Below are 11560 nucleotides of genomic sequence, written 5' to 3' on the forward strand. Positions count from 1 at the left end.
GTCGCAATGTTGGCACAGGCAAACCAGATGCCGCAAAACTTGCTGCGTCTGTTACAGTAACCTAACTCTCGTCCCCCGGCACTGACCGCCGGTAATCGTCTTTTTCAAGTTTCATCCTGCTGTTACAGGATGGCGGCTTTAAGGAGCTGAAAAATGGAAGTCGTAAAAAACTATAGTGCGTCGAGTGGCTCTGGGGGCATCCCCCATGCTGCTGCGAGCGTACCGGAAGTCGCACCGGCCAAAACCAGTGCGGTTTCTTCACCGGTGGCAAAACCGGAAAACAAACCTTCTGCAGTTCCGCAGAAAATGCAGGATGCACTAGCAAGCATGGATCTGCCCGACCTTGCCGATGGCACCGCACGGGTTGAGCTGAACTTTAACCAGGACACCGGCCGCGTCGTGGCAAAAGTTACCGACCGCACCAGCGGTGAAGTCCTGCGCGAACTGCCGTCCAAGGAACTGCAGCAATTGTTCTCGCAAATGCGCGAGTATCTCGGCAGCTTTGTCGACGAAGAAATTTAACACAGCGAGTGGGCGCACATAGGCACGGTTCTTGCAGTTCGGTTTGACAAAACATACCGCTAGCAGGCAAAATCAGCCGGGAGCACCCAAGGAGCTACACCAATGAGCAGTCTGAATTTAAATAATATCTATGTTGGCGATAACGGCCGCGTCCAGTTGTCTGGCGGCTCCTCCAACATCGATTTCGTCGACACTGTCGACAAGATGATTGCTGCCCGTCGTATTCCTGCTGACAATCTTGAAAAACGGATTGAAGCAAACGACGAGAAAATCGCTGCGCTGAAAGAGCTGCAGACGCTTGTTGGTACCCTTAAGGACTCCATGGCGAACCTCTATGGTGCGACCAGCTTTGACAACTCGCGAAACATCTTTGAATCCAAACAAATTTTTGCTTCCACGAACAACACCACCGAAGCAGGATCTTTAATAGGTGTTGTCGCCTCAAACGCCGCGGAGACCGGAAGCTACAAGTTCGAAATCAACCAGGTCGCCAGCAAGCACAAGCTTTCAAGTAATACCCAGTCTGTCGCGGCAAGCGCTGACGTCACCGGACTTACGGGCACTGGCACATTTACGATAACTGGTGGCACTGGCAGCTCAAGCGTGACCGTCGCGGCCGGTGATACGCTTCAGGACATCCGAGACAAGATCAACAACGTCAAGGATACGACCGGCATTCAGGCTTCGGTCGTCAAAGTGTCCGAAACCGAGAGTACACTGATCCTGACCTCGGTCGAGGAAGGCGAAGCTAATCGCATGTCGTTCAGTGACGACAGCGGCAGTGTTTTGCAAAGCCTCGGTGTTCTGACAGACCCGACGACGATCAATGCTGCCAACGTTATTGATGATGGTAACAATGCCAGCATTACACTTGACGGGATCACTGTTACGCGCGGATCCAACGAATTCTCTGATCTTATTGATGGCCTGAGCATCAGCCTCTATGACGCTGAACCGGGCACCGAGATCACGATTGAAATCGAACAGGACCTTAATCAGGCGAAAACGGCAATCCTGAATTTTGTCGAAGCCTATAATGCGGTTCAGACATTCATCAACGAAAAGACTTTCGTTGACCCGACCACGGGCGAGTCCTCGGAAGATGCGGTGTTGCTCGGCAATACGTCTGTCAAAGGCATTGAATCTGCCCTGCAACAGATTGCGGGCTCCTTTGCGAACGGCGTAACCGACAGACCCGACAAGGACGATTATTCGGTCCTGGCAGAAATTGGCCTCGATTTCGTTGCCTATGGCGCGAACGAAGACCCGATGCTGAGCAAAACCATCGATCTTGACGAAGCGGCACTGAACGAAGCGCTGCTGAACGAACCGCAAGAAGTGATGGAACTGTTCCTGTTCCGCGGGAAATCAGACAATTCCGATGTCACCATGACCGGTTTTGACGGCAAAACCAATGCCGCAACCTATGAGTTCAACATTGATGCATCCGGTGGCGTAATCAACAGCGTCACCTACGATATCACCGTCAATGGCGTAACAACGACCGGCAAGAACGCCGTTGTATCGGGCAACAGCATCCGCACGGCCGACGGTTTGCGCCTGTTTTACGGTGGGGATGCAAATGCATCCGATACAGCGACTGTAACCACCAGTATCGGGATCGGCGCGCAATTCTACTTCGAACTGGATTCTATTCTGGACGAAGAAGATGGTAGTTTGACCCAGGCCATCTCCGATCTGGAAGTCCAAAGTACTTCCTACGAAGAAAAAGTTGACCGCATTGACGAACGTCTTACTCGGCAGCGAGAAGTCCTTATGGATCAGTTCATTGCAATGGAATCGGCCCTTGCACGCATGAAGAACATTCAGAGTTCTCTTGACGAATTAATGGCTGCAGGACGAGATAAAGGTTAACTTTTGTCTGCCATACATGCACACTGAACTCACGCTTAGCATACCAAGGAGTGTCGCATGAACGAACACGCCGCCCATACATACAAGCAACAGCAGGTCAATACAGCCACACCGGCGAAGATGGTGTTCATGCTGTTTGAAAAGACCTTGTCGCGCTTGCAGGAGGCGCAGCACGCGATTGAGCGGAATGACATTCAGGGCCGTTGTAATGCGAACTGCAGTGCACAGGAACTGATTGCCCATCTTTCGAACACTTTGGATATGGAACAGGGCGGCGAAATCGCCGCAAATCTGGAACGACTCTATACCCACTGCATGCTCCGTCTGATGGATGTGGATCGGAAAAATGATCCCAACGCCGCAGCAGAAGTGATCAAGCTTCTGACACCACTTCGGGATTCATGGGCCGAGCTTTCTGAGAAAAGCGAAGGTGAACTGCGTCAGGCAGTTTTGACCGCGCAACAAGCACGCCCGGCGCTTACCAACGAAACGGCAACTGCAAGCGAAGAAACAGAACCAAAGGCACCGGCGAAAACTGGCCTGTCAATTTCTGCCTGATCCCAAACACCGGGTATCTCGCACCGGATTAAAGACCTCCGAAATTATCGGAGGTCTTTTTGTTTTTGGCCTGCTTTTGACCGGCCCCATAAATCACAGGTTCATTTTTGCCCGGCATCGGCCAAACCCCGCGAAAGGCAAAATCTGCCCTTTCTGTCAACACACTGCTAACCTGCTGAAACTATGTAGAAAACGTTAATAATCAAAACTGGCCCGCCACTTGCACATGTTCTGACACTGCTTCCATAAGGACCAAGGTCATGAACAGCTCTGCGATTACAAAAAGCGTGATGCCAACTGTCTCCATTCCCGGCACAAACCCTAGCGAACGCAAGGGATCGGGCTTTGGTGATGTCATGGCATCAATCACAGACAACTGGTCTAAGCAAAGTCATCAGGTCAAATACGACGCGGCAAAATCTGCCCAGAAGAATTTCGATGATCGGCGCTCGGATAGGGCTGCCGAAAGATCCGCACGCGACGAACGCAGCATCAATGAAGCGCGTTCCGAAGATCGCCGCGAAGAAGACCCTGTCCGCGCATCACATGATGACTACGAAGATCATGATGATCATGCCAAAATCGATGATCCTAAATCCGATGAACCGCGCGACGTGGAAGCTAACTCGGAAGATGATCGCGCTGGCGAGGACATGGAAACTGCCGATGGCGGTGATCGTTCAAACGATAACGAAGCTGCACCTCAGGACGGGGAAAACGCTGCTTCCGCATCCGACGAAACCACATCAGCAGAATCAGATGATACCAAATCAAATGCGGACAGCCCCCTGACGACCGACGCAGGCATGGTCGATCCAAACCAGCCGGCACAAGCCGTTCCGCTTCCCGGATCCCCCGAAGCCATTGAATTGGCCAAGTCAGAAGCCGCCAAAATGAAGGCTGCTGGTACTAATGGTGCAACAAATGCCCAAAATGCAGCCCTGGCAAATGGTCAGGCAGCAACCGGTGCCGCCAATGGTAACGCCACTGCGGATAGCACGACAGACGGCTTGATGAATTCAACTGCCCTGTCGCAGCCTGCCGCAGCGTCCTCTGCCAAGATGGCACTGAATGGTGCGGATGCAGGGGCTGGTGATGAAATGTCTTCTGACAAATTCCTTTCGCGGGTTGTCGATTCAATGACCGGTGACGGCAAAGGTAAAACCGATGCCACCAGCACAACAAACGCGGCAACCACCGGCCAAACCAATAATAGCACCCAACAGGCTTCCGCAGCCAACCCGGCACAAACTGCCCAGGCAGCACAACAGGCAATGGCCGCCGCAGCAGCCGGACCGAACGCGCAAAACAACCCGACCGCCGCGCAGAATGTGTCAACCAACAGTGCGGTTACCGCAACTGGCGGCACTGAGGCCACAGCAACAGCCAACGGCCAACTGGGAAGTACCAACAGTCTGCATCAGACCAACACGGGTGGTCAGACCGCGCACACCGCACGTCAGGCCCCGTCGCAACAGGTTCAGCAGCAAGTCGCTGTTTCGATCCGCAATGCAGCCAGCGAAGGCGTTGACAAGATTTCTGTTCAGCTTCGACCGGAACATCTTGGGCGCGTCGATGTCAAAATGGAAATCGGTCAGGATGGCCGAATTCAGGGTGTCATTCAGGCGGACACACGCGAAACACTCGACATGTTACGTCAGGATTCCCGTGCCTTGCAGCAAGCGCTGAAAGACGCCGGTCTGAATGCAGACAGTCAAAGCTTCACCTTCGAACACAGGAATGAAGGTGGCCAGAGTCAGGAAGGCAACGGCCAATCCCGCATGACCGCCGATCGGGGCAGCAGCCCGGATGAAGGTGACGTCATGACTGGAACCGAACTCGCCGAACATGTCGCCATTGGCTACGGGATTAATCCCAACGGCCTTGTCGATATCCGGATATAGAAAAGGTAGAGGGCACATCCCATGACCGTTTCATCCCTGACAAACGTTGGCCTTTCTCAGTCCAACACAAATGCCGCTTCAAGCAGCTCCGCCAATCAGTTGGCGCAGAACTTTGATACGTTTCTGACCCTGCTGACCACGCAGCTCAAGAACCAGGATCCGACCTCGCCAATGGAAAGTGACAAATTCACTGACCAGCTGAGCCAGTTCGCCCAGGTTGAGCAAGGCATTCAGAGTAACAAGAATCTTGAAGACCTAATTGCCATGCAAGGCCAGCAGCGACAGCTATCCGCCCTGTCCTATGTCGGCGCTGAGATTGAAGCCGTCGGTGATACCAACTGGCTCGAAGAAGGTGAAAAGCTCACCTACAAATACAATGTTTCGCCAGAAGTTCCACGTCTGCAGCTGCAGATTCAGGATCAAGCCGGCAAAACTGTCTTTTCTTCGGAATTTACCGATATTTCCGGGCTCCAGACCTTTACCTGGGACGGGAAAAACAACAGTGGCGTCGAGCAAGCTGACGGTGCCTATACGCTGGTCGTCAAACCAATGGCTGCAAACGGTGACACCTTCAAAGACGAGAAGGGTAAACCTGCCTCTGTCGCGATTGGGATCATCGGGACAGTTGATAGTGTCGATATCGATGATACCGACATCTATCTCCGTCTTGGTGATGTCTCGGTTCCATTCTCCACCCTGACCAATGTGAAGTTGGGGGCGAACGACACAGAGACCGGCAACGGCAATACAGACACTGATACCGGAGATGGCTCCGGAACTGACGAGCAGGAAGAAGCCGCCTAGGGCATTCATCCGGATTTGATCAACACCCTGTCGAAACAGGAGACTAAAAATGAGCCTTTTTGGTGCAATGATTTCCGGTGTTTCCGGCTTGAATGCTCAGTCGCAAAACCTGGGCGTCATCTCGGATAACATCTCGAACCTCAATACAATCGGCTACAAGGGGACGGTTGGACGCTTTTCAACCCTGGTCACTGAAGCTGCAACAGATACCCGTTACACTCCAGGTGGTGTAAGGTTCCATCCGACCGCTTTGATCAGTAAACAAGGCCTGCTTCAAGCAACGTCTTCAAGCACTGCGGCGGCAATTTCTGGCGATGGATTCTTTATCGTCCGCGATTCCTCCTCGCCTGGATCGAACGACGAACTCTTCTTCACGCGTGCGGGGGACTTCAAACCCGATGACGATGGTTATCTGCGAAATACAGCTGGATATTATGTTCAGGGCTGGGCCACGGACAGAGAAGGTAACTTGCTTGACCGGAACGGCAATACCACCAGTTCAAACAGCTCTGCTGTAAGCGATCTGCAAGTTATTGATGTTAACCGCATCCTGACTGCAGCTGCAGCGACAACCAATATAGAGCTGAGCGCCAACCTGAACCGGGATGAAACGGCCTTGACGGGTGGTACTGCCACCTCGACCACCACGGGTATCGATTATGATACGACCGATTTGACCTCGATTCTCGGCATCGCCAACGGCGATCAGTTCTCCATCACTCACAACGGCACAACGACGACCATCACCATCAATACGGGTGATACGCTCGAAGATTTGGCAGCTACCATCAGTGCTGTGACCGGTATCAACGCCACCACCACCACAACCGGCACGGACGACACATTGACACTCACGGCTGCCTTTGCTGATCAGGGTGTGACCTTTGCCGACACCAACAACGCGCCTTTGGCAGCTCTTGGCATTGCGGGTATTCCAGGCACCCTCGCACCGACCTATACCGCAGGCAACCTCGCAAGTGGGACTGTTGCAGAAGACAACACCATGCCGATCACGATCTATGATTCACTGGGTGCCGCACATACAGTGAACGTGCAGCTTGTCAAGCTTGGTCAAAACCGTTGGGCTTTTGAATTTACCGGTCAGACCGGAACGGACGACCTTGACGCCGCGTCTCATCCAGACGGCCTGATCCAGTCTGGTATCCTTACTTTCAATGGCGACGGGAGTTTGGGATCCTATACAGATAGCTCTGGTAATGATCTGACAAATACGAACATCACGGCGACCTGGTCCAATGGCTCGAACCAAAGCGAAATCACCCTTGATTTGGGTACCATCGGCTTCCAGGATGGCTTCACTCAATTCGGGGCACAAACCGACCCGAATGGTAACATTGTTGAATACACAACCAACTTCATCAATCAAAATGGTGCACAAGCTGGCAACATGGTGAACTATTCGTTTACCGAAGACGGCTTCCTTGAAATTGAATATGCAAACGGTGTGAAACGCCCGGTCTACAAACTGGCGATCGCAACGTTTGAAGCCCCTGATGAAATGGAAAACCATACCGGTAACGTTTACCGTCAGACCCGTGAATCAGGCGATTATCTGTTGCGTGAACCAGGTTTGAACGGAGCAGGTAACGTTGTCGCATCTGCGCTTGAAGGATCGAACGTCGATCTCGGCACAGAATTCACCAACATGATCGTTACCCAGCGCGCCTACTCCGCGAACACCAAGACGATCACCACGACCGATGAAATGCTCGACGAGCTGATCCGTATCAAACGGTAATTGACATCTGTTTCAGGGCGTTAGCCCACCCTGAAACATATTGCACCAATAGAGACTCGCCCGGCACAATTGCCGGGCTTCTTTTTGCCCGATTGACTCACTACATTAAGGGCAGAACAATTCGGTCATCAAATATCCAAGCGATTCAAATCACTGGTAAATTTGAATCCGATGACTGGGCAAAAATTGCCGGTTGTTAACCTGTTCTTCAGCATGGAGAACTATTCGTTGTTAATGCTGGTCGTATTCCGCACGGATCGATCCGCATGGGGACAGTGGTAAATTTTCGTTTCGGAGCAGTCGAACGTGGGCGGCTTGTTACAAACACTCAAGGGTCTGGGACCGACGCGGCTGATGGCTATCTGCGGCGTGGGCGTGCTGTTGCTTGTCTTCTTTGCATTCCTGATCATGCGTGTTTCAGCCCCTAATATGGAACTGCTCTATCGCGATCTGGATCCGGCAGACGCCAGCCAGATCGTCAATCGCCTCGAAGACCAGCAGGTTCAGTACCAGTTGCTGAACAACGGTACCGAAATTCTTGTGCCGGCCGATCAGGTCAACCGCATGCGTCTGACCATGGCCGAAAGCGGCCTGCCGACCGGCGGCTCTGTCGGGTACGAAGTATTTGACAATTCCGATGGCTTTGGCGCCACCAGTTTCGAACAGAACATCAACCATGTTCGTGCCCTTGAAGGCGAGCTGGCCCGCACGATCGCATCCATTCAGGCGATCCAGCAGGCACGTGTTCATCTGGTTCTGCCAAAACGTCAGATGTTCTCACGCGAAACCCAGGAAGCCAGTGCCTCTATCGCGGTCAAGATGGCCGGTGGCGAACTGAAACCTGAACAGGTTGTCGCAATTCAGCATCTTGTGGCTGCCGCAGTGCCCCAGCTTGATCCGGGCAAGGTATCGATCATTGATGAACGCGGCCGGTTGCTTGCGCGCGGTGATGGCGAACAACAGTCGTCGACATTCCTGACCCAGACCGCCGATGAAATGCGCATTCGCACCGAAAGCCGCCTGCGCAATACCATCGAAGATCTTCTGTCGCGTTCCCTTGGTTACGGCGAAGTCCGCGCTGAAGTCTCGGTCGAAATGGACTTCAACAAGATTACGACCGCAAATGAGCGGTTTAATCCGGACGAGCGGGTCATTCGCTCAAGCCAGACGATTGAAGAAAACGCGACCAATTCCGAGACCGAGGGCACAGATCCGGTAACGCTGCAGAACAATCTGCCAGATGCCAATTTTGATGCCGCCAACGGTGCAGGAACCCAAAGTCAGGAAAGCCGCACCGAAGAAACGGTTAATTACGAGATTTCCAAAACAACCACCACACAGATCAAGGAAATCGGCGAGATTTCGCGTGTGACGGTGGCTGTCCTTGTTGATGGCACCTACACCACTGATGAAAATGGCGAGCGCCTGTATCAGGAACGCTCCCCGGAAGACCTTGAAAAGATCGCAGCACTCGTGCGCAGTGCCATCGGCTATGACCCGCAGCGCAGCGATCAGGTCGAAGTCATCAACATGCAGTTTGCTGATACTGCCGACCTGTTCCCGGATGAAGAGATCGAGACGTTCCTTGGCCTCGACAAGGCTGAGATCTTCCGCATCGCCGAAATGCTGGTGCTGGCGATTGTTGCCATCCTTGTCATCCTGCTGGTGGTACGCCCGCTTCTGACACGTGCGTTCGAAACTCTGCCGAGTGCGGCAGATATGGCACAGCGTCAGCTTCTTGCCGATGACATGACCGCCGACGGCACGCCGGCCCTTGAAGGTCCGGCGCCTGTTCCGATGGCACCAGGCATGGATGACGGCGAAGAACTGATCAACCTGTCGCAGGTTGAAGGTCGCGTGAAAGCATCCTCGGTCAAGAAAATTGGCGAGATCGTGGAGAAACACCCGGAAGAAGCTCTCTCGATCATTCGCAACTGGCTGTATCAGGAGAGCTAATTCTCCTGACAGTTATCGGCTCACTGGCAGCCGCAGGGCTGCCTTCCTTTTGTTGCTCAAGGCGTTTTAGCAGTTCGATATGACGGCCATTGAAAAGTTCACATTCTCACTCAGCTTCGACGATGCCGACAACGTAATCCGTTCGGCAGGCAAAGAGGATGAGCATTACGAACTGAGCACGAAAAAGAAGAAAAAGAAAGAAGAGGAAGCCCCACCGCCCCCACCGCCTGTCTATACAGAGGAACAGGGCGCACAGATGGTCGCCGATGCCGAAAAGCGCGGCCACGAACAGGGTTTTGCCGAAGGTCACAAACAAGGCTTTGACGAAGCCCATCAGCAAATCATGGCGTCGCTTGAAAAGGCGGTTGGCGATGTGGAATCCGAAATTGCTGAAAAGCTCGCCCAGATTGACGAGCAGCAAAAGCGCGCCAATGCCAAAATCAACGAAGATGCCATTCACGTTGCCCTTGGTGTCATTCGCAAGCTGGCCCCGGCCTGGTCCAAACAGTACCAGATGACCGAAATCGAAGACATCGTCCGGCAATGTCTTGCCAACCTGTTTGAAGCGCCGAAAGTCATGATCAAGGTTAATCCCGAGCTTGAGACAGAAGTCGGTGCCGCCGCCCAGCGCATTGCAGACTCCCGGGGCTTTTCCGGCAAGGTTGTTGTGGTTGGCGAACCCGACGTCGCAATGGGTGATTGTCAGGTATCCTGGGGCGATGGCACGGCGGTTCGCGACAGTGCGCGGATATGGTCGGAAATCAATGCCATCATCGACAATGCACTTACCCTGCATGCAACCGACCATGATCTGCCCGAAAGCGATATGGGCGATCCCGAAGTTCAGGAAAGCCGCCTCGCCCCCGAGGCGAAAGTCCCGGCACAGCCTTCTGCACCGGTTCAGCCAAGCGGACCGGCACCGGATCAGGCCGAAACCGTAAATCAGATCACACCCGAGATGCCATCCGCCGAAGAACCTGCTGAGCCCGGCTCTGATACGCAAGAAGGCGATGGCACCGCGGCGCGGAATATGCAAACATTGCAAGAAGATACGAAGGCTGAATCGGCAACCACCGATGGCGCGATGCACGGACCTGAAACGGACACGACACCGTCGCCACAGCCGACACCGGAACCAAACATTACAGATCAGGCGGAAAACAAGCCTGAACCACAAAAAGACCAGACAACGGCGACAGCGCAAGGCCCTGCACAGCCTGGTAATTCCGGCCCGGAAACCGAAAAGACAGCTGCACAGGAAGACCCGACGACCACAGCCGATGAAACGGCTGCTGTGAAGCAACCGACCAAAGACGCAGGAGACGAAAATGGCTGATGATGACGATCTAGAACTCTCGGAGCTCGACGACGATAACATCGAACTCGAGGGCGAAGGGACCGAACTTCTTGCTGCGGCCGAAGCCGGCAGCGAGCAGATGAAGACTTCCAAGGATCTCGAAGCCGTGTACGATATTCCCGTTCAGGTTTCGGCAGTTCTTGGCAAAGCAACCATGCAAGTCAGCCAATTGCTGAAACTTGGTCGTGGTGCCGTGGTAGAGCTTGACCGTAAAGTTGGTGAAGCTATTGATATCTATGTGAACAACCGTCTCGTCGCACGCGGCGAGGTGGTGGTCGTGGAAGACCGGCTTGGTGTGACCATGACGGAAATCATCAAATCCGAGAAAAGCTAACGTAAGAGAGGATATCCGACTATGGCCGAAGGGGGGACTAAAACGTCGTTTGACATTGCGACAGTCGGGGGACTGGCCATTGGCTTTGCGTTGGTGATTGCGGCAATCATCTTTGGTGGGTCGCCGGGTGCGTTTATCGATATCCCCTCTGTCCTGATTGTTATCGGCGGTACAGCAGCCATTACGGCTGTCAGCTTTGCGCTGGGCGAGTTTCTCGGCTCTGGCAAAGTGCTGATGCGCACGATTTTCCACAAATCGCGCAATCCAGCGGATGCGGCACTTCAAATTCTTCAGCTTGCCGAAATCGCCCGCAAAGGCGGTGTTCTGTCCCTTCAAGGGCATCTTGATAGCCTGCAAAGCGAAGAATACCTTTGGAAAGGCTTGTCGCTCGTCGTTGACGGCACCCCGCCCGAGGAAGTCGAAGCCATCATGCGCAAGGACATGAACGCCACCATCGGCCGCCACCAGAAAGGTGCCAACATCATGAAAAA

9 protein-coding genes and 1 pseudogene are annotated in these 11560 nt (G+C 53.5%); all 10 read left to right on the forward strand.

Translation table 11 applies throughout. The features are described 5' to 3' along the window. The first annotated feature begins 153 nt into the window (after positions 1–153). Positions 154–522, forward strand: coding sequence for a flagellar protein FlaG (locus B3Z49_RS01900; protein WP_008891646.1), 369 nt, complete (start codon positions 154–156; stop codon positions 520–522). A gap of 102 nt (positions 523–624) precedes the next feature. Further along, entirely contained in the window at positions 625–2397 is a 1773-nt protein-coding gene (gene fliD / locus B3Z49_RS01905) for a flagellar filament capping protein FliD (RefSeq protein WP_296987893.1), read from the forward strand. Between the two features lie 57 nt (positions 2398–2454). Then, positions 2455–2955 carry a flagellar export chaperone FliS gene (gene fliS / locus B3Z49_RS01910; RefSeq protein WP_296987895.1) on the forward strand — a complete coding sequence of 167 codons (501 nt, stop codon included), beginning with the start codon at positions 2455–2457 and terminating at the stop codon, positions 2953–2955. Positions 2956–3215: 260 nt separating this feature from the next. Continuing rightward, a complete protein-coding gene (locus tag B3Z49_RS01915; protein WP_296987897.1) occupies positions 3216–4859 on the forward strand; it encodes a flagellar hook-length control protein FliK in 1644 nt (547 codons plus the stop codon). A gap of 21 nt (positions 4860–4880) precedes the next feature. After that, the gene (locus B3Z49_RS01920) at positions 4881–5663 is read left to right on the forward strand and encodes a flagellar hook assembly protein FlgD (protein ID WP_296987899.1); all 783 of its coding nucleotides are present in this window, start codon (positions 4881–4883) and stop codon (positions 5661–5663) included. Positions 5664–5730: 67 nt separating this feature from the next. Further along, complete coding sequence (locus B3Z49_RS01925) at positions 5731–7422, forward strand: flagellar hook protein FlgE (protein WP_296987901.1); 1692 nt, start codon at positions 5731–5733, stop codon at positions 7420–7422. Positions 7423–7776: 354 nt separating this feature from the next. Further along, entirely contained in the window at positions 7777–9378 is a 1602-nt protein-coding gene (fliF, locus tag B3Z49_RS01930) for a flagellar basal-body MS-ring/collar protein FliF (RefSeq protein WP_296987904.1), read from the forward strand. Positions 9379–9457: 79 nt separating this feature from the next. Next, on the forward strand, positions 9458–10714 hold the full coding sequence (locus tag B3Z49_RS01935; protein ID WP_296987906.1) for a FliH/SctL family protein: 1257 nt from the start codon (positions 9458–9460) through the stop codon (positions 10712–10714). Then, positions 10707–11069, forward strand: coding sequence for a flagellar motor switch protein FliN (gene fliN, locus B3Z49_RS01940; RefSeq protein WP_008891638.1), 363 nt, complete (start codon positions 10707–10709; stop codon positions 11067–11069). Before B3Z49_RS01935 ends, fliN begins: the two co-directional genes overlap by 8 nt. A 21-nt stretch (positions 11070–11090) precedes the next feature. Next, a pseudogene (locus B3Z49_RS01945) lies at positions 11091–11560 on the forward strand (motility protein A); the annotation flags it as partial.

The organism is Thalassospira sp. UBA1131 (assembly GCF_002311515.1).
In the GTDB taxonomy this organism is placed as follows: domain Bacteria; phylum Pseudomonadota; class Alphaproteobacteria; order Rhodospirillales; family Thalassospiraceae; genus Thalassospira.

Coding starts and splice junctions, on each gene's coding strand:
- B3Z49_RS01900 (WP_008891646.1), top strand. CDS start 154: ATGGAAGTCGTAAAAAACTATAGTGCGTCGAGTGGCTCTGGGGGCATC.
- fliD (WP_296987893.1), top strand. CDS start 625: ATGAGCAGTCTGAATTTAAATAATATCTATGTTGGCGATAACGGCCGC.
- fliS (WP_296987895.1), top strand. CDS start 2,455: ATGAACGAACACGCCGCCCATACATACAAGCAACAGCAGGTCAATACA.
- B3Z49_RS01915 (WP_296987897.1), top strand. CDS start 3,216: ATGAACAGCTCTGCGATTACAAAAAGCGTGATGCCAACTGTCTCCATT.
- B3Z49_RS01920 (WP_296987899.1), top strand. CDS start 4,881: ATGACCGTTTCATCCCTGACAAACGTTGGCCTTTCTCAGTCCAACACA.
- B3Z49_RS01925 (WP_296987901.1), top strand. CDS start 5,731: ATGATTTCCGGTGTTTCCGGCTTGAATGCTCAGTCGCAAAACCTGGGC.
- fliF (WP_296987904.1), top strand. CDS start 7,777: ATGGCTATCTGCGGCGTGGGCGTGCTGTTGCTTGTCTTCTTTGCATTC.
- B3Z49_RS01935 (WP_296987906.1), top strand. CDS start 9,458: ATGACGGCCATTGAAAAGTTCACATTCTCACTCAGCTTCGACGATGCC.
- fliN (WP_008891638.1), top strand. CDS start 10,707: ATGGCTGATGATGACGATCTAGAACTCTCGGAGCTCGACGACGATAAC.